This window comes from Paenibacillus sp. MER 180 (assembly GCF_023713665.1).
Taxonomy (GTDB): Bacteria; Bacillota; Bacilli; order Paenibacillales; family Paenibacillaceae; genus Paenibacillus_B; species Paenibacillus_B suaedae.
Genome location: NZ_JAMAVT010000004.1, coordinates 312050 through 331660 on the forward strand (window position 1 = coordinate 312050; position 19611 = coordinate 331660).

The 19611-nt window shown below is 49.2% G+C and carries 16 protein-coding genes and 1 other annotated feature; of the genes, 4 read left to right on the top strand and 12 right to left on the bottom strand.

Annotation, left to right across the window (positions count from 1 at the left end):
- Window positions 1–134: 134 nt before the first annotated feature.
- Together M3661_RS08725 and M3661_RS08730 are read right to left on the bottom strand one after the other, a co-directional pair.
- The gene (locus M3661_RS08725; protein WP_021254573.1) at window positions 135–527 is read right to left on the bottom strand and encodes a spore coat protein; all 393 of its coding nucleotides are present in this window, start codon (window positions 525–527) and stop codon (window positions 135–137) included.
- Window positions 528–554: 27 nt separating this feature from the next.
- Complete coding sequence (locus tag M3661_RS08730) at window positions 555–824, bottom strand: hypothetical protein (RefSeq protein ID WP_251483744.1); 270 nt, start codon at window positions 822–824, stop codon at window positions 555–557.
- Between the two features lie 107 nt (window positions 825–931).
- On the opposite strand from M3661_RS08730, the gene M3661_RS08735 reads away from it, so the two are divergent.
- Window positions 932–2146 (top strand): NAD(P)/FAD-dependent oxidoreductase, encoded by a 1215-nt coding sequence (locus tag M3661_RS08735; protein ID WP_251483746.1) that lies wholly within the window; start codon window positions 932–934, stop codon window positions 2144–2146.
- Between the two features lie 100 nt (window positions 2147–2246).
- On the opposite strand, the gene M3661_RS08740 is transcribed toward M3661_RS08735, so the two are convergent.
- The 4 genes from M3661_RS08740 to M3661_RS08755 form a co-directional block, all read right to left on the bottom strand.
- A complete protein-coding gene (locus M3661_RS08740; RefSeq protein ID WP_251483749.1) occupies window positions 2247–3452 on the bottom strand; it encodes an MFS transporter in 1206 nt (401 codons plus the stop codon).
- An 87-nt stretch (window positions 3453–3539) separates the two neighbouring features.
- Complete coding sequence (locus tag M3661_RS08745; RefSeq protein WP_251483753.1) at window positions 3540–4067, bottom strand: hypothetical protein; 528 nt, start codon at window positions 4065–4067, stop codon at window positions 3540–3542.
- A 259-nt stretch (window positions 4068–4326) separates the two neighbouring features.
- Window positions 4327–4746: a DUF350 domain-containing protein gene (locus tag M3661_RS08750; protein WP_021254568.1), complete on the bottom strand. Its 420-nt coding sequence runs from the start codon at window positions 4744–4746 to the stop codon at window positions 4327–4329.
- Window positions 4747–4772: 26 nt separating this feature from the next.
- On the bottom strand, window positions 4773–7136 hold the full coding sequence (locus M3661_RS08755; protein WP_251483756.1) for an endonuclease MutS2: 2364 nt from the start codon (window positions 7134–7136) through the stop codon (window positions 4773–4775).
- 154 nt (window positions 7137–7290) lie between these two features.
- Here M3661_RS08755 and M3661_RS08760 point away from each other — a divergent pair, with 154 nt between their 5' ends.
- Both M3661_RS08760 and M3661_RS08765 read left to right on the top strand, forming a co-directional pair.
- Window positions 7291–7647, top strand: a complete 357-nt coding sequence (locus M3661_RS08760; RefSeq protein WP_021254566.1) for a phage holin family protein — start codon at window positions 7291–7293, stop codon at window positions 7645–7647.
- Window positions 7648–7790: 143 nt separating this feature from the next.
- Entirely contained in the window at window positions 7791–8168 is a 378-nt protein-coding gene (locus M3661_RS08765) for a cupredoxin domain-containing protein (RefSeq protein WP_065292309.1), read from the top strand.
- 99 nt (window positions 8169–8267) lie between these two features.
- Here the strand turns inward: M3661_RS08765 and M3661_RS08770 are convergent, their stop codons facing one another.
- From M3661_RS08770 to pheS, 4 genes are all read right to left on the bottom strand, one after another.
- Complete coding sequence (locus M3661_RS08770) at window positions 8268–8879, bottom strand: CvpA family protein (protein WP_251483759.1); 612 nt, start codon at window positions 8877–8879, stop codon at window positions 8268–8270.
- A 36-nt stretch (window positions 8880–8915) separates the two neighbouring features.
- Complete coding sequence (gene zapA / locus M3661_RS08775) at window positions 8916–12473, bottom strand: cell division protein ZapA (protein WP_251483761.1); 3558 nt, start codon at window positions 12471–12473, stop codon at window positions 8916–8918.
- 416 nt (window positions 12474–12889) lie between these two features.
- Window positions 12890–15334: a phenylalanine--tRNA ligase subunit beta gene (pheT, locus tag M3661_RS08780; protein WP_251483763.1), complete on the bottom strand. Its 2445-nt coding sequence runs from the start codon at window positions 15332–15334 to the stop codon at window positions 12890–12892.
- Between the two features lie 289 nt (window positions 15335–15623).
- Complete coding sequence (gene pheS, locus M3661_RS08785) at window positions 15624–16658, bottom strand: phenylalanine--tRNA ligase subunit alpha (protein WP_021254561.1); 1035 nt, start codon at window positions 16656–16658, stop codon at window positions 15624–15626.
- Between the two features lie 50 nt (window positions 16659–16708).
- Window positions 16709–16987, bottom strand: a binding site (T-box leader).
- A 315-nt stretch (window positions 16988–17302) separates the two neighbouring features.
- On the opposite strand from pheS, the gene M3661_RS08790 reads away from it, so the two are divergent.
- Entirely contained in the window at window positions 17303–18631 is a 1329-nt protein-coding gene (locus M3661_RS08790) for an NCS2 family permease (RefSeq protein ID WP_397376503.1), read from the top strand.
- Between the two features lie 203 nt (window positions 18632–18834).
- Here the strand turns inward: M3661_RS08790 and M3661_RS08795 are convergent, their stop codons facing one another.
- Both M3661_RS08795 and M3661_RS08800 read right to left on the bottom strand, forming a co-directional pair.
- Window positions 18835–18987 carry an XkdX family protein gene (locus M3661_RS08795; protein WP_251483767.1) on the bottom strand — a complete coding sequence of 51 codons (153 nt, stop codon included), beginning with the start codon at window positions 18985–18987 and terminating at the stop codon, window positions 18835–18837.
- Window position 18988: 1 nt separating this feature from the next.
- Complete coding sequence (locus tag M3661_RS08800) at window positions 18989–19597, bottom strand: hypothetical protein (RefSeq protein ID WP_251483788.1); 609 nt, start codon at window positions 19595–19597, stop codon at window positions 18989–18991.
- Window positions 19598–19611 lie beyond the last annotated feature (14 nt).

The window sequence follows — 19611 nt, forward strand, 5'->3', positions numbered from 1 at the left end:
ATGATACCTGTTGCCGTAATGGAATTGAAGGTCCACGACCATGCGAAATTGCAGCTTTGCTGGTTGGTAGGTCATCTCCGTACTACAGCCGCAAGTAAAAAGGCCGCTGAAGTACTCAGCAGCCTTTCCGTGTATTACATGTACTGATTGTAGTTGCCTTGATGATGCTCTTGTTGTTGATGCGCATGCTGCTGATAGTGACCATATCCCGCTTGGCCCAGCTTCTGCTGCACGAACTGGTTGGATTTCATTTGAAGCTGTTGATTGTCCTTCAGTTGCTTGTCCAACTCTTGGCGCAATGCTGGTGATGCGACGGAATACATATTGTTCTTCTCCATGAGCGTGAACAGCTGTCCTTGCATCGTTAACGTACTGTGGGTCAAGTCCGTGAACATCTGCCGAACTACCGGACAAGCCGCTTCTGTTACACCTGTTGTATACTCGCGAGAAGTTCGCTTCAAATCAGCCAAGATCGTGTACAACAAGTCTTCCTCTTGCATGAATTGATTTTGTTGTGAACCATTCATGTTGTCGTTCCTCCTTCATTACCTCGATTATTGAGATTGTTGCGGTCTAGTTGGCGCCATATGTGTATGCTGCTGCAGAGTATGTAGCAATACATTCATGTGCTGCTGATGAACACCGATCATGTGCGTCAGCGCTTGCTGAACGCCTGGAGTTGTCGCCATTGCTGCGGTTGCCGCACACTGCTTAATAAGCAAATCCTCATTGGAGATCGAATCCACGATGTACTCCAATTCCTTCGCCGATAACGGCTTCATATTGCCTTGATGTGACTGTTGGTTATGCTGAGCATATTGCATCTGAGCATACTCCTTTCATCCTGTCTGGAAGTTGTCGTTCTCTATGTATTATGAACCCAACATTAGGGAAATATGTAACCGGAAATCTCGACGAAAGGAGATGTCGCGTGGATCTACAATTTGGGTCGCTTCCATGGAAAAGTACGCTGCCATCTAGGCATGTGCATCCCCCATTATCTGAATCGATTTGCTGCGACGTGCTAGTAGTCGGATCAGGCATTAGTGGTGCACTTTGCGCCTATGAGCTGTGCAAGCGCGGGTTCGATGTCGTTGTGCTGGAGAAGAGGCAGGTAGGGGGCGGTAGTACGAGCTCCAATACAGGATTGCTCCAATACATGAATGATCGTTCGCTGACCTCATGCATCGGTTTATTTGGTAAGAGAAAGGGACTTCGTTTCTATACACTGTGCAAGCAGGCAGCAGAACGTCTGCTTACGATCGCTTCCGAGCTCGATGAGGATTCTGAGATGTTCCCTCGCAGCAGCCTCTATTATGCCAGCAGCGAAGAAGACGTAAGAAGTCTGCGAGTCGAATACGATACCTTACATCGCTATGGCTTCCATACAGAATGGTGGAACAGTCAACAAATTCGTCATCGATTTGGATTCGATAAGCCGGCCGCGATTGTCACTCATGGTGATGCTGATGTGAATCCTTACCGTTTCACACATGCTCTATTACATACCGCGAAAAACAAATATAAGCTGCGAGTATATGAGGAGACCAAGGTCACCCAAGTAAGGCACGAGGGTGGTCTCGTTCAGTTGCATACGAATAGCGGATATGTTGCCACAGCCAAGCATGCCGTATTCGCACTCGGGTATGAAACGAATGAAATGAAGCCGAATCGAAACACAAGAATTACTAGCTCCTTCGCGATAAAAACGCAAACTATCCCTAATCTGCTAGATGTATGGCATGAACGCTTCCTCATTTGGGAGACAAGGCGTCCTTATTTATATTTGCGTACCTCGGCAGATAATCGAATTTTGGCGGGCGGATTAGATGAAGGAGATATAAGTACTGAAGAGCGGAATAAGCTGCTCCCAAGCAAAACCTCACAGCTTATCAAGGAAGTGGAGGCCCTATTCCCACAGCTGGCTCCGCTCATAGCTGAAAATGCATGGGCGGGTACATTCGGTGTCACGCAGGATGGATATCCTTATTTTGGCGAGGCTCCTCACCGTCCAGGATGCTTCTTCATTGAGGCCTTTGGGGGAAATGGCACTGTATACAGCACCATTGCGTCTCAAATTGTTGGAGATTTGATTGAATTCAGCTTCCATCCGGATGCTGAACTGTTCAGCTACACGAGGAGATAACGGTGAACCCGGACGTTTTAGTTGAACCTATACGCTCTATTCGTGAAAAAGACAGGAATATAAATGGCCCTGATGACTCATGCGAGCAGCAGGGCCTTTCTTATTTTCCTATTCGCTGATTCGATACTAATATCCGGATGCTTACTGCACTGATAATAGGAAGAGCCCCCAAAACAGCCAAGAAAGCAACGACAACCGGCTCTGTCGTTCTCCATTGCACAACTAGCAAATACGCTGCAACCCCTGCCATTCGCCCGAACAACAAACCAAATTCGCGCAGAACCGTCAGCTCCACGCGTTGGGCTGCTGAACGCTCATCTACCCCCATAATGTCAAAAGTAGCGGTTGTCATCGGGATCACAAACAGTGGCGAGAATAGCGAGGTGATAATCCCGAATAGGAGCAGGCTTCCATAGGCAACACCGAAAAACAGAGGAATGACTGCAAGCGCCATTGCAATCGTCCCAATGAACAAGCCCGGTACCCGGAAGGAAGGACGCATAATTCTGCCTATCACATAGAAGCTGCCTAATGCTACAGCAGATGTGATCAGGGTGTAATTGCCCAGCTTCATCTCATTGGTCGTTGCAATGTAGACCACAAGTCCGATCAGGAAGGTAAAGACCCCATCCTTGGCGCCTTGTGCAGCAAGCGCTGGCAAGGCATGCCGCCAAGGACTGCCAGCCTTCTTCCATGCGGTAAATGGCAATGTCCAATTATAGTGACCCTCAGGGGGACGCTTGCGCAGCCAAAAGCTGAATACGATTGCCCCAATAAACACACCAAACGAAAGGGTAAAAATGATGCGGTAGCCCGTACCATCGCCGAGCTTAGAGATCAAATATCCGGATGCCCACGGCGCGGCCATCCCACAGCATGAGCCTATAAGCCCAACCCAACCATTAAATAAATCCCGGTTGTCCGGATCCGTCACTTCAAAGTACACCACATTGAAGGCCAGCCAAAAGGCACCGAATGCCGCACCTAGCACAAAACCAAGCAGCCATATGTAATCAACCGCACCTTTGCCAAGCCAGAGCACAGCTGCATAAAATGCCCCAGCCAATCCAATGCCAAGCCGCAAGCAATTCATCTTGTTGCCTTCCTTCACCCACTTGCCTGCACAGTAGAAGGTCAACCCGCTGGATATTTGCTGACTGAAGGCAAACCAGCCAATCAAGCTGTAATCTGATGCAGCCTTCCATAGAAAAACATTGACGAATGCTCCCGAAAGAGCATTCGCCAACGAAAAGAGACCAAAAACGATCAACAGCAATAGCGATTGAGCGTCAAGACGCGCTGTCACGAAGGGAACCCCTCCCTGCTTAATCGGGCATATAGCCCTCTTCGTTACAGCTTATAAGTTGCCCTAAAGCAGCCGTCTTATGATAATTTATTCAGACTGCGCACGGCGGACGACTTCCATAAGCGGCTCGCGGTGCGGCTCAGCCAATACTTTGGATACTTGGAAGCAAGAAGTGCACACATATACATCCAAGCGGAATGGCGCTGTTACAACCGGCGCCTTCAAGGCTTCCGATACATGTGGCTCGAAGTGATTGGAACCAATCGTCTCTGTGCCAGCTAGTAACATATATTCTCTGCACTGAGGACATTCCGGCACTTCAGATTGCCCATGAAGCACCTTATCCACGCCTTCTTGGTACTGCAATGAACTCTCATCGCCGAACAAGGCAGCATCTTCTGTCCAGCCGAAGTTGGACCAGCCCTTCTCCTTGGATTCTTCCTCATGATCATGATCGTCATGATCTCCATGCTGCTTATCAGGATCGTGCTCAATATCCACATTCAATGTCCGATAAGCATTCAGCTCATTGTGGCAATGCGGACACTCTTCTTCTGGACCTAGCACCTCATCCCACACAATTTCCGTATCACACCAAGGACAAATCTGACTCATGTCCGTTCAACCTGCCTTTCTTATCAGAAGGCTCTGCAAGTCGATTACAGAGCACATTCTCCCCTATCTAGATGTCAATTCATAATGATCTGCACTTGTTCGTGCTGGTATCTCTATTATAGAGCATCCATTACAGATTCGCCCAATACACGATTCCAATAATAATAAATATCGCTGCCAATGCAAACAGTGTTCCCCATAAATACTTCATGCAAGACCTCCGCTGCCATAGTAACGAACCTGCTGTTCCTACGTAAAACTACTTAATGCTAGCTCCGATAATGTAGGACATGGATACGGAGATAACCATAGACAGCAAACCAACTGCACGGTTATCCTTCTGAATTTCATCGTCCAATTTGAAATACGGCATCAGAAATCCAAACAAAAAATATGCCATTAATAGCAGTACATATCCGAGTGCTGCCCATGTCAATGACGCATACAACGTATCCCGTGCTTCGATCCCGAAGCGGAATATGTTGCAAATTCCGAAGATTTTGCCAGAGGTAGCCATCGCGACACTAATATTGCCTTTGCGGATCTCCTCCCAGCATCTGTATCTTGTCACTAATTCAAATATGGACAAGAACACGACAAGCGCCAGTACGGTTACAGAAAAGTAAGCACACATGGATACGTATGGGTTACTAAGCCATTGCTCAATAAATCGTTCCACATTCATCCTCCCCGGTTCGTTCGCTGTTACGAAAGTTCAGCAACCGTAATCCCTGTACCGCCTTCACCGTAGTTGCCGAGACGGAACGTCTTCACATGTCTGTGTCTTCGCAAGAACTCCTGAATTCCCGTTCTCAGAATCCCAGTCCCTTTGCCGTGAATGATATATACTTGACCCAAGTTCGCGAGCAGAGCTTCATCAAGGAAGCGATCGACCTCAATAATTGCCTCTTCTAAATTCGCTCCACGCAAGTCAAGCTCGGAACGTACATTGTCCGCTCGTGTCCGCTTCACATTTGTGCCTGTCTTCACGGACTTACTGCTCTGCTTCGAAGCGGATGAAGTGACAAGCTCCAAATCATCCATTCGAACCTTCATCTTCATAATACCCAGCTGAACAACAGCTTCGTTGCCCGCCAGCTCAACCACGCTGCCCTTTTGATTCAAGCTGTATACCATAACGTCATCCCCAGCTTCAATCTTGCGTGCTTGCTTCTTCACAGTCTTCGACTTGGAGGCTAGTTTGCTAGCCGGAGCAGCTTCATCGAGCTTCTTGCGAGCCTCGGTCAACAAATGCTCCTTCACACTCACGCCTTCCTGAGCGAGCAGCTTCAGTTCTGTAATGATATCATCTGCTTCATGACGCGCCTTCCGAACAATTTCACGCGCTTCCTCAGAAGCACGCTCAATTCGCTTGTCCCGCCCCGCCTGAAGCTTCGCTTCCTCTTCAACAATCGAAGCACGAAGGAGCTCTGTTTCCTTGCGAATCTTCTCTGCTTCCACACGCTCTGCTTCTGCGCGAAGACGGTTCTCCTCGAGCGATGCGATCATCGTCTCGATGCGCATGTCTTCTTCTGTCACTTCGCCACGAGCGTGCTCAATGATGGAAGTCGGAAGGCCAAGACGTTCTGCAATCGCAAATGCGTTGCTTCGGCCAGGAACACCAACAAGAAGTCTATACGTTGGGCGCAATGTCTGCACGTCAAATTCCATGCTTGCATTAATGACGCCCTTGCGTTCATATGCATATGCCTTCAGTTCACTATAGTGCGTCGTCGCAACGAGTCTGCAGCCAAGACGATGAATATGCTCCAGAATCGCGATCGCGAGTGCAGATCCTTCTGCAGGATCCGTTCCTGCCCCAAGCTCATCCAACAGCACGAGGCTCTTCGGAGTCATTTCTCCCAATATGCGAATAATGTTCGTCAGATGGCTGGAGAACGTACTCAAACTCTGTTCAATGCTCTGCTCATCGCCGATATCAGCGTAAATGGCATCGTATACACATAGTTGGCTGCCATCCTGTGCAGGTATGAACAAACCGGACATGGACATGAGACTTAGCAGCCCCATCGTTTTCAAGGATACCGTCTTACCGCCTGTGTTCGGACCGGTAACGATAATAGTCGTATAATCATTGCCAAGCTCCACATCGATCGGCACCACTTGTTCCCGATCAATAAGCGGATGGCGGCCCTTAATGAGCTTCATATACCCGCGATCATTCATGCGCGGCAGCGTTGCCTTCATCTCATGCGCTAGACGAGCCTTCGCGAAGATGAAGTCCAACTGTTCAATGCAATCCGTATCGCTTAACAGCAGATCAACTTGCAAGCCAACGTGCTCGGTCAAGCGGGACAAAATACGCTCAATCTCACGCTCTTCCTTGAGCTTAATTTCCCGCAGCTTATTATTAAGTGTCACAATCGCCTCAGGCTCAATGAAGAGCGTTGCCCCTGAACTGGATTGATCATGAACAATCCCGCCGTAATGGCCGCGGTACTCTGCCTTCACCGGGATTACGTATCGATCATTGCGAATTGTGATCAGCTGCTCCTGCAGCATCTTGGACGCGCTGGATGAACGAATCATGGACTCCAGCTTCTCACGGATGCGTGTCTCCCCGATGCGCAGTTCACGGCGTGCCGTTGCCAATTCAGCACTTGCCTGATCCAGCACCTCACCCTGCTCATCGATGCAGCGTCTAATCTCTTCTTCCAATTCTTTCTGCCAGCTCAGCGAATCCGCCAGCGCCATCAGAAGCGGTACAGGATTATCTTCATGCACACTTTCAATATGGCGTCTCACGCGACGACCTGCGAAGATAAGCGCTGAAATATCCCACAATTCATTGGCACTCAGCATTGCATTAATACGTGCACGCTTCACGGCAGGACGTATATCGGTAACACCGGAGAATGGAGCTCCCCCCTTCAACCGATCTATCGTCATCGCCTCATCCGTCGCCTGCAGGCGTCGTTTCACTTCCTCTAGATCCGTGCTTGGCAGCAGAGACAAGGAAGCATGTTCCCCTAACGGGGTAGCCGCATGTCGCGCAAGCGATTGCAGTATTTTATGGTAATCCATTGTTTTTAAAATTTTCGAGTCCAAAACAAGTCACGACTCCTCTCGCTGTTCATTATAGCGGTATACCGAAATAATGGCTATCCAATGTCTGAACATGCCACTCATGAATATCGCGGATAAGGTTACAATAATTGTTGCACAAACCTATACCCTTCAAACGAGTAAGGAGGAAAAGTCCATGAGTTTTCTCGGTCATGTGGTTCGATTCATTGTGGCAGCCATCGTATTGATGGTTACGGGCTGGATTGTGCCGATGTTCACCGTAGGCGGTTTCTGGAGTGCCTTAATCCTCGCCTTAGTCATAGCCTTATTCGGCTGGATTGTCGAAGGCATATTTGGAAAACGAGTTACGCCGTTCGGACGCGGGATCGTCGGCTTCATCGCCAGTGCGGTTGTCATCTACATCGCCCAGTTCTTTGTTGGCGGTGTATCCGTCACTGTGCTCGGCGCTATTCTTGCAGCGCTTGTCATTGGTTTGATCGACTTGTTCATTCCAGTCGCAACGCCGTTCGAAGCTGGCCACGAGTCCAGATAACGGCGGTTCATCATCCAGGGCTGCTGTGCTCATTCCCATGAGTGAGCCCCTTGTATAGCTTCCTTCTCTTCGCTCCATATAAGCAATGGAAAAAGGATAAAATTTCCGTTACACTATATGGACGAGGAGAGGAGGAAATACGAATGTTGACTCGGGGTAGCCTAAGGCCACTCATCTCATGCCTATTGCTCGCAGCGGTCATAGTATCCGGATGCGGGGGACAATCTGGACAAAAGCAAGATGACGAAGTAAAAACAGACAAAGAGCTTATCATTAAGGCAACGAATTTCAAATTCGATCAGTCTGAATACCGCGTCAAATCCGGTGAACCCATCCGCATCGTATTAGATGCTGTCGGCAATCACGGAGTTGCTATCAAGGCATTGAATTTGTCCCTTGATCCAACTCATCCAAAACAAGTCATCACTCCGGAACAACCCGGTACATATGACATGTCATGCACAATTCTGTGCGGTCCGGGACACAATGAAATGACAGCCAAATTTATTGTCGAAAAATGAGCGGCCGCCGTTGATCCCTGCCTATTGCTTGGGAGGACGGCGGTCTGTTCATTCATGTATATGATGATTCATGCATGCCACGCATTACCAGTGATTCCATTACAGCCACTGAGCCCATTTTACAGCTTCAACCATAACATCTGGCATCCACTTCCCCGTTCTATTTACCCATATCGAAGCATCAACCCAGTCGCGAAATACACCAGCCGGCCATGCCCGCAATAGTACGTAAATCATACACCATAAAAAGACAAATTGCACCAATCCGAGAACTGCCCCTGTTACCCGATCGACGGTTCGTACCGGCGGTACATCCGTGAATTTCTTCAAGGCGAACCGGATTAGCCAAAGGCCTGCCAGTACAAAAGTGAACAGAAGCAAAAAGGCCACCACAGCGTGTACGGTATCCATAAATGTTGCCGCTAAGAGCGTACCGTCGCTATCTTTCGCCCCTGATCCGCTGCTAACTGTTGTAAATACTCTCTTCCTTACCCATGGTACAAAATCTGCATAAAACCGAGCCGCGACGATAAAAGCGACAATATAGCCGAAGAGGGAGAGCGCGATAGACTTGAATCCCCGCACTGCTCCCAGAACAATGCATGCGATTGCTGCTCCCACTATGGCATAATCCAAGCCGTTCCATGACGCAAATACCGCCGCGATTTCCATCCATACGTTGTTAATAAGCTTCCCTATATCTTGCATCATTTATTTGCTATTCCTTTGTTCGCTCCTCATGTATATCTACTCGATCATTTCCAGCCATTCGTTGAATTCGCTCTGCAGCTTCGCATACTCATCCTTGAGCTTCGTGAACTCATCAGTAAGCTTGGTATATTCATCTGCAAGCTTCGAATAAGCCCCTTGTGTCTCATCCGCTTGTCTGCGTTCTTTCTCCCGCTCCAGTTGGGACAAGCGGAATTGATGGGAGAGAACCTCGAATTGCTCCTGAATAACCTCCATCTCAGCATGAGAGCGAGCCTGCTCTTCTGTATGCTTCTTCGTCTCCTCAACTTCAGCCTTCAATCTCTCGAGCTGTTGCCGCAGCTGCTCACGCTCTTCACTCCACGTAGCCGATGTCTCTGTCCATTGCTGCTCTTGCTGTGTCCATTCTTGCTCACGCTGCTTCAAGAGAGACTTAGCTTCTTCATATTGTTCAAGCTCCGTAATGTATAGCTGCTGTTCTTCCTCCAACTGATCATAACGGGACTGAACTTCCTCCACCTGCTGTCTCGCCTCTGCAATAGTGGCAGCAGCTTCATGCTGCGCCTGCTGGATGCTTGTGAAAGCTGCTTGCAGCTCTTCCTTCTCAGATTCAAGCTGACGGCATTTATCTTCATATTCCGCGAGCTGATCGTACAAGGCATCCTGCTCTTGTTCACCCTGCTCTTTCCAAGCATGGCGTTCTGCTTCCCATTGTTCTTGCAGTGCGTTTCGTGCTTGTTCGGCTTCTCGAATCCAAGCCGCTCGTTCTTGGTCAAGTCGCTCATTCAGCTGACGCTCGAATTGAGCACGAAGCGCTTCGAGCTCTTCTTCCTTGCTCTGTTCGATCGCTTCAAGCTGCTGCTGCAGCTCAGCAGCCTCAGCCTGCACATGATCTCGCACGCGTATGAGCCGCTCCATCTCCACCTGACGCGCTCGATCAAGCTCCTCTGCGCGTCCCAAATGTCCTTCGAGCTGATGAATGCGCGCATCCTTCTTCTGCACGTTCTGCTCAGCTTCTGCACGCAGAGACTGCTCAAGATCCGTCAGTTCCTTGGCATGTACAGCCGATGCTTCCTCGTGCAGTGCATTCCAAGCATCCACATCCCCCTCATATTGGGTGCGCAATTCCTGCAATTTCCGTTCATGCTGGACTTGCTGCTCTTCATGCCGCTTCTCATACTGAGCGCGTTCTTCTTGCAGTTGCTTCTCGCGCTGAACACGTTCTTCTTGCAGCTGCTCTTCATACTGGGCAAGCTCATCTTGCAGCTGCTCTACATGTTGAGCACGTTCTGCCTCCAACTGCTGCCCATGCTCAGCACGTTCTGCTTCTAGCTGCTCCTCATACTGTGCACGTTCTACTTCCAATTGCTCTTCATACTGAGCACGTTCAGCTTCCAGCCGCTCTTCATGCTTAGTACGTTCTGTTTTCAACTGCTCTTCACGCTGAGCACGCTCCGCTTGCAACTGTTCTTCATACAGAGAGCGTTCTGCCTGCAACTTCTCCTCATGCAGAGATCCCTGCTCTAGCTGCTGCTGCTCGGATTGTGCACGCAGCTCATCCAGCTGCCGCTCATACCGAGCAATCAATTCCTGCTGCTGTTGCTCATGCTGAGTAAGCAGTTCTAGCAGCTGCTCCTCATACAGCTCCGTCGCTTGCTTCAGTGCAAGTTCACGCTCTTGCTCAGATTGCTGGAGTTGCTCTTGGTAGACAGCCTCAACCTGTTGAACAGCCTTGCTCCGTTCAGATTCAGCTTGGGCTAACTCCTGCTTCCATTTATCCTCAAGTGCAGCCATCGAAGATTGCTTATCTGCTTCTGCTTGCTCCAACTGCTCCAGATGCTCGATGATCAGTTGATCCAGCTCTTGATCATGTCGAGACTTGGCATCTGCCAGCTCTGTACGCAATTGGGCAAGGTCGCTCTCATATTTGGTCTTAGCTTCGTCCAATGCCTTCTGGTTCTGCGCTTGCGCTTCACCTAGCGCGAACTCTTGATTCGCAACCAGTTGAGCGAGTTCTTCTTCATACTTCGTCTTCGCTTCATTTAAGGCCTCTTGATGAAGCACCTGCATGTTGTCCATCGCTTGTTTCTGATCAGCTAGCAGTTGAGCTATGTCGCTCTCACACTTCGCTTTCACATCATTCAATGCCTTCTGGTGCAGTGCCTGTGCTTCATCCAGCGCCTGCTTCTGCTCCGCTTGCGACTTCGCCAAATTCGAGCGGTGTTCCGCCTTAACTTGCTCGATCTCCTTCGCATGCTGGTCGGACAGCTCTTTGACTTTGGCAGCATGACGTTCTTCAGCCTGCTTGCGCTGATTGTCCTGGGCAGACTTCATCTGCTCGGCAGCCTGCTCATGCTTCTGCTGCAGCTGCTTGGTATTCGCCTCATGCTGCTGCTTGAGCAGCGTCAACTGCTTGTCTCGATCTTGAACGAGCTCTGCTTCTCTCTTCGACAAGCGCGCTTCCCATTCTGTAGCCTGAGCTGTCAACTGCCCTTCCCATGCAGCCGTCTGTTCAGCAAGTTGTTCTTCCCATTCTGCAGATAACTGCTCTGCCCTCTGTTTCTCAGCAGCGAGCTGCTCTCGCCACTGCTGTTCCTTGGCGTCCAGCTTCTCTGTCCATTCCAGCTCCTGGAGAGCCCGCTCTTCTTCCCAGGTCTGTTCCTTGTTCGCGAGCTTGCTGGACCATCTCTGCTCTGCTTCATCGAACTGCTTCTGCCAGCCTTGCTCTGTATCACTTAGCTTGCTCTGCCACAATTGTTCGTTCTCCGAATACTTCGTCTGCCACCCTTGCTCGGATTCCGTCAACTGCTCCTGCAAGCTTTGCTCGGATTCCGTTAGACGCTTTTGCCAGCTCTGCTCGGATTCTTGTAGCTGCGCCTCCCAGGTTTGATTCTGCTCATTCAGCTTCGTGCTCCACAGACGCTCTGTTTCCTCCAGCTTCTGCTTAAGGGTGCGGGCATGAAGCTGCTCTGCCTTCTGCTTTTCTTCCAAAACTGCCTTCAATCGTTCTTCTACTTGCTGCAGCTTCTTCTTCTGTTCATTCTCACGAGCTGTCAACGATTGAATCCGTCGCTCTGTCTCCTTCACCTGCTCAGTCAGCTTATGCACACGCTCTTCCGATGCCTTATGCTTATCGGCCAATTGCTGATTCGCTTCCTTCAACTTAGCCGTCTCAGCACGAAGATCAGCCGCTTGCTTCTCGGCCTTCGACTTCTCGTTGCTGAGTTCCTTCTGAAGCTGCTCCAGCTTCTGTGCAGACTCATTGCGCAGCTTCTCTAGTGACTGCTCCGACTCCGTCTGTACCTGAGTAAGCTGTCTCGACAAGCTGTGATTCGTCGCTTCTATTTCCTTCAACGATGAGCTTAATTGCAACTGCTCATCCTTCACCTTCTGCACTTGCTCAGCAATATGTACAGCTGACAACACTGCAATTCGCGTTGTATCCAGTCGCGAGTTCGCAGTTGCAATACTCCGCATATGCTCATCGACCATTGCAGCTACGTTGCGCATATAATCTTTACTTGTTGATCCTACCAATTTATATTGTGTTCCGTATATTTCAACCGCTACACGATGCTTGTTATCCGGACTAGTCATTCTTTTGTCCTCCTTACCTTAACGTGCCGCATGCTAGGGCTTACAGCCTACATGTAGCAACAAATTAATCCATGTTTGTATGTCATACGCAAACTCTATTAGTAATTCGATATATTAGTGCCCTTCTCCTCCTACGCATAGAGGAAAGTCAAGTTTCATTTCATAGAATATTTAGGGGAAAAAGATCTGATATACCCTTCTATTACAGGGTTTCCCTATTATAGGGGTAGTAGTAAAGCAATTGCAAATATAGGTCTTGCCAAAACTCTATCTATCGCATTTATTTCTATATAAAAGGATGTTCACTTCGTTCCAACCCATAAAAAAAGTTGGGAGCGGAAATATCCGTCCCAACTTCAATGAACTTCTATTATAGAAGCAGTCTCCGTAATAAGAGTGTCTGCTCTGGAGCAACCTTACTTCCGCAGCTCTGCGTTGAAGCTCGTTTCGATTGCCGTCACAACCTTGCCATGCAGCTCTGTAATTTCTTCATCCGTGAATGTATGCTCTGGATGACGGTATACGAGCGAGATCGCGACGCTCTTCTTATCTGCCGCAACATGATCTCCTGTGTATACGTCGAATACATTTACCGATTCAAGAAGTTCGCCTGCCGTTTCTTTAGCAAGAGCAACCACTTGCCCTACTTCTGTACCGCGATCCAATACAACCGCAATATCGCGGTCTACAGCTGGGTAGCGCGGAAGGCTGCGATACTCAATATCGAAGTCTGCTGCATCGATCAACGGCTGCACCAAGAACTCAGCAACATACGTGTCAGCTACATCCTTCGCATGCTGTACCTCAGGGTGCAATTGACCGATGAAGCCGATGTACTGCTCTCCGTTCTCGCTTGTTAAATAAAGCGAAGCGGAACGTCCCGGGTGCAAGCCTTGCGGACGATCTGCTGCATAGCGTACACGTCCATCCAAGCCGAAGTGCGCTACGAGGCTATCGAGTACCCCTTTCAAATCATAGAAATCAACCGGTTCTGACTTCACATTCCATTGTGCAGCACTGCGCTTGCCAGTCATCAATAGAGAAGCAACAAGAACCTCTTCAGGCTGAGCTGAAAGCTGCTCTTCCTTCGTCAGATGGAGTGTACCCAGTTCGAAGATGCTTACATCTTCATGCTTGCGGTTGCGATTGTACACCGCTACATCAATAAGACCAGGAACCAGGTTCGTACGGAGCACGCTGCGCTCTTCACTCATTGGCATAGCCAGACGTACAGGTACTGCACCTTCCATGAAGGAAGGGAACACCGAAGTGTCGGCCGGATTCGTAAAGGAATATGTCACAACCTCATTCACACCGTTGTCTGTCAGGACACGCCGAATCGCACGGCGAATGTGCTGCCCCTTCGTCAGATGGCCTGGCGTTGTTGCTCCTTCAATAGCAGTTACTGGGATGTTGTCATATCCGAAAATACGTGCAACTTCCTCGATCAAGTCTACATCGCGCGTAATGTCGCCACGACGAGTAGGCACGGTGATGTCGAAGATTCCTTCGGATTTCTCAACAAGCTCGAAACCAAGACGGCTCATAATCTTGCAAACTTCTTCAGCTGTCAACGACGTGCCGAGCAGACGGTTCGTTCTATTTAAAGTCAGTTCGATAACTTTGCGCTCCGCAGATGCAGTTTGTTGTTCCACGATACCTGCATATACTTCACCATCCGCAAGTGTACGGATCAATTCAGCCGCACGGTTCAATGCTGGGATGACCGATTCTGGGTTCACTTCTTTCTCGAAGCGAAGAGACGCTTCCGAACGCAGTCCCAATTGACGGGATGTCTTGCGTACGACACTGCCTGCAAAGTGCGCGGATTCAAGAAGAATGTTCACCGTATCCGAAGATACTTCCGAATTCTCTCCGCCCATAACCCCTGCAAGTGCAACTGGCTTCACGCCGTCTGTAATGAGCAGCATATGCGGCTCCAGCTTGCGTTCTTGGCCGTCAAGCGTAACCAGTTCTTCGCCTTCATTCGCAAAGCGAACGTCGATCGTTCCGCCGCCATTCAGCTTATCCGCGTCAAACGCGTGCAGCGGCTGTCCGTATTCCAACATGACGAAGTTCGTTACGTCCACGATGTTGTTAATTGGGCGAACGCCTGCTGCAAGCAAGCGATTTTGCAGCCACAATGGAGATGGCTTAATCGTTACACCCGCGATATAACGTGCTGCATAGTGAGTGCAGCCTTCTGCAGCGCTAATGCTAATCTTCACTTTGCCTGAAGCCGCTTCCGTACTTTCCTTCACTTCCTGCTCTGGCAAGTGTGCAGGACGCTCCAGCAATGCACTCACTTCATGTGCAACGCCCAACATGCTCAGGCAGTCTGAGCGGTTCGGTGTAAGATCCAGCTCCAGCACGTGATCGTTCAGGCCGAGCACGTCTGCAATCGGAGTTCCGAGTTCTGTCTCCGCTGGCAGTACAAGAATGCCTTCCTGCATTTCCTTCGGAAGCAGCTTGTCATTCATGCCAAGCTCCTTCGCTGAGCAGATCATGCCTTGCGATTCTACACCGCGCAGCTTCGCACGCTTGATCTTCATGCCGCCTGGCATAACCGCTCCGATCGTTGCGACAGGAACCTTTTGTCCTGCATCCACGTTTTTCGCGCCGCACACGATTTGAAGCTTCTCTTCTGCGCCTACGTCTACTTGGCAGACATTCAGCTTATCCGCATCCGGATGCTTCTCCTTCGATACGACATAGCCCACTACGATGTGGTCAAGTCCTTGATTGCGGTTCTCCACCGAGTCGATCTCGATACCGGCACGCGTCATGCGTTCCGCGATTTCTTCAGCGGATACGCCGGTCAAGTCGATATATTGCGATAGCCATTGGTAGGATACGTTCATTTCTCGCTCTCTTCCTTTCTTCTTTTAAAGGTGGTTCAAAAAGTCCGCTTTTGATCACGAAGCAACTCAGGAAGTAACTCGACATCGAATCTTGCACTCACTCTTGAAGAGCGTATGCTTTCGATGTATGTTTCCTTTGGAAACATTTCAAGTGCTCATGTAGTCCCGCCTACACTCCGCTACTCCTTACAAGTTTTGCGAAGCAAAACTCGCATCGGAAGCATACGTTTCAGCTTCTTACAATCTTCTCGGTGCTGAAAAGAGACTTTTTAAGCATTCATTTATTGCATTACATCCGTGCAAACTGCTGCACGAATTTCATATCGTTCGTATAGAAATGGCGAATGTCGTCTACGCCATATTTCAACATCGCAATACGCTCTACACCCATACCGAATGCGAATCCAGAGTACTCCTTCGGATCGTAGCCGCCCATTTCAAGTACGCGCGGATGAACCATACCTGCACCAAGAATCTCAATCCAGCCTGTTTGCTTGCAGATACGGCAGCCGCTGCCGCCGCATTTCATGCAAGTCAGGTCAACCTCAACGCTTGGCTCTGTGAATGGGAAGAAGCTTGGACGCAAGCGAATTTGTGTTTTCGAACCGAACATTTCTTGGGCGAATTGAAGAAGCGTTCCCTTCAAGTCACTCATGCGGATGTTCTTATCGATGACAAGTCCTTCAATCTGATGGAACATGAAGGAATGTGTTGCGTCATCATCATCGCGGCGATATACGCGACCTGGGCAGATTACCTTAACAGGGCCTTTCCCTTTCATCGCTTCCATGGTACGTACTTGTACTGGCGATGTTTGCGTGCGCATCAGAATATCTTCTGTAATGTAGAACGAATCCTGCATATCACGCGCAGGGTGATCCTTCGGCAGGTTCAGCGCTTCGAAGTTATAGTAGTCCTGCTCTACTTCTGGACCTTCCGCTACCGTATATCCCATGCCGATGAAAATATCTTCGATTTGTTCAATAACCTTGTTCAGCGGGTGAACCGCACCTACCGTCATCGGACGGCCTGGAAGTGTTACGTCAATTGTCTCTTCCTGAAGACGACGCTCCGTCTCTTCACGGAGAAATGCCGCCTGCTTCTCCTCGATGAATGTCTCAATGGCTCCGCGTACTTCATTCGCCACTTGACCAATGAGCGGACGCTCCTCTGCCGACAAGCCGCCCATGCCGCGCAGCACCTCTGTCAGCTCACCTTTTTTACCGAGGAATTTAACACGCAGATCATTTAGATGACCTGCATCCTTTACTTGCTGCAGCTTCTCCAGCGCTTCGGCGCGCAGTGCCTGTAAACGCTCCTTCATTGTGTAAGCCCCCTTCATTTCCACTCGAAATAAAAAAAGGCCCTCTCGTCACAAGGGACGAGAAGACCGTGGTACCACCCTAATTAGATCCGATTGGAACGCTCTCCTGCTAGAGGTTGCAAACCAAGCCGTATCTCACTTGTTGCAGCGATAACGTGCCGCAAATCCGGGAACCTCTACTGTAGCAGCCTCACTGTGTGTGAAGTGCTTGTTCAAGGTACCTGCTCCGGAGTGAATTTCGACAGCCCCTTCTTCAGCAGCGCTCTCAATCTACGGCGCCGCCTCCCTGGCAAGTGGTACTGTGTACTTGTCTCCATCTAAGCATGTGTTAATCATAGTTATGAACAATCAATTAGTTATTTATTATATGTAATTTCGCGGGTTGATGCAAGGTGGATCAGGGTACAAAATACAGGATGGGTGAACATCGTTTGATTATTTAGAGAGATCCTGTGATATAATAACTGCTACTTATGCTCGGATATGAATTCGGGACATAGGTTTTATGAGTGCATATTCAAAAAGATCGGTTTTCAGCACAACCTACTTTGTGTCGGTCTTCGTGATCGAATACAGACTTTTTGAATTTCCTCTATTTATGCAAAGGGTTGGGTGAGGGGCTACGATGGAAAGCAGGTATACGATTGGTCCGCCAAAAGAAACATATACAATCGAAGACAGAAGCACCATCCTTACATGACGCTTCTGCAACTGCACGAATTCAGTGGCGGCAGGAACTGCTGGCCGGAGTCGTGTCCTTCTTCGCTATCGTCTATATTGTAATTGTCAATTCTTCGATACTCGCAGATGCAGGCATACCTCAAGAAGCTGGCATTATCGCAACTGTGCTTGCTTCGTCTGTTGGCTGCTTGTTAATGGGGATATGGGGCAAGTCCCCCATTATTCTTGTGCCCGGCATGGGCATCAATGCGATGTTTACCTACACGCTCGTTCACGGCATGGGCATGACATGGCAGCAAGCGCTGGGCGTCGTTGTATTGTCCGGAGTTTGCTTTACGGTAATTAGCTTCACGTCACTCGCGGGGCAGCTGCGGGCAGCAATTCCAGAATCATTGCAGGAAGCCATTTCTGTAGGGATCGGGCTTATGCTCGTCCTGATCGGCCTGCAAAAGGGCGGCGTAATCGTCCCCGATCAATCTACGATGATTGCACTGCAGTCGTTTGCCGATCCTGGAGTGCTTGTTACGCTGGCTACATTGGCGCTTACATGCATTCTGTTCATGCGCAACGTACCTGGCAACTTGCTTATCGCCATTATTGCAGGAACGGCTCTCGCTTATCTAGTTGGCGCAGTGCCTAACGCTGGCGCGGCAACAGGAGGGGCCTTTTCATGGGCTGCATATGGTGATGTATTCGGTCAGTTCACGTTTCAAGGCGTGTCAGCTGTCACGCTTGCTGTAGCAACCTTCTCGCTGACGCTCGTCATTGTGTTCGAAAATGTAGGACTTGTAAATGCACACCTGCAAATGAGCGGGAATCCGGAACGATTCAATCGATCCTTGCAGGCCAATGCGATCTCCGTAATTACATGCGGATTGTTCGGCACAAGCCCGAATGTCGCGACGGTTGAAACGGCTGCGGGCATTTCTGCTGGTGGTCGCACGGGACTCACATCTATTGTGACAGGAATCCTGTTTGCATGTACATTGGTTGCATTACCGGTACTAACATTGGTTCCTGATCAGGCCGTAGCTCCGATATTGATCTTTATCGGCGGCTTGATGATGCCAAGCGTGAAGAAGATCGAATTCGATGCAATGCACAAGGGTCTTCCCGCGTTCTTCATTATCGCGTTCATCCCGCTCATGCACAGCATCGTCGACGGGATTGCAGTCGGGTTCATTAGTTACGCGTTGTTCCATCTTGCCGTTGGCAAGGGACGCGAAGTGAAACCGCTGTTCTATGGAATTTCACTGCTGTTCGTTCTGCACTTTGTGCTGCAGGCGTTGTAGAGTTAATAAGGTAACTAAGGGGAGTTGAAGGATTACTCGACATCCTGCAACCTTTGAAGTTAGTCGGAGCAGAATAATAACTCTGTAAATAGTTATCCCGTTATCCTTTACGATGAAATAGGAATTACAAGAGGAGTATGAAAGGGTCGACAAAATGTCGGCCCTTTTCATTTGAGTGCGAGGAATAGGCTGCGCAGTAGATATTACGTGGAATATACCTCTCCTGTAATCTCTTTAAACTGTTCAGGCGTAATTTTGCCGAACTCACAAAACTTACCCACGTATAACGGATCATTTGAATCTTTCTTATATATCCCCATATCGTAGTAACGCTTTACCGTAGTATACCAATCCATCTTAGATCACTCCTTTTTCGGCTAATTGTAATAGTAGTGTTGCATGGTCCTGCGTAAGCGCTGTGTTATGAGATTGCAGCTCATTCGTAGCTTCTGTGTGCTTATCACTCTTCGCTTCCAATTCAGCTACATGAAGCAGCAGCTTCGCATTTTCAATCCGGAGCTGATCCAGTTCAGTAGGAACTGGCTTCGGCTGCAAGGCTTCAATTTCTTCCTTTGTCAGACCGTTGCTCCAATAGGAAGATGCGTCTACTGGTGTAGGACGTTTCGGTGCAGGCTTTCCGCTCGCCGGATCATGCTTCGCAAGAGCCCCGAGATATTCGACGTATGCGAGATCGTAATCGACTTTTGCTTTGCGATAGCCATGTACATCAAAGGTCGGTTCATAGAGTCCGTCAGGCAGTGGAATGGCTACTGTGTAGCCAACTAGTTTCGTTTTTGGTTCTGTTGGTAAATTAGAGTCATTCTGCTGTGAAGCTAATGATTCTGCATCATCATTGGCTCCACTCTGAACCGGCTCCATTCTATCAAAAACGCCCGTCACGGAGTCCACAACGAGCGTCGGTTCAATGTATCGACCGTTCAGGTCAGTTATAATTGCTTCTTTCAATGTATGGCCTCCTT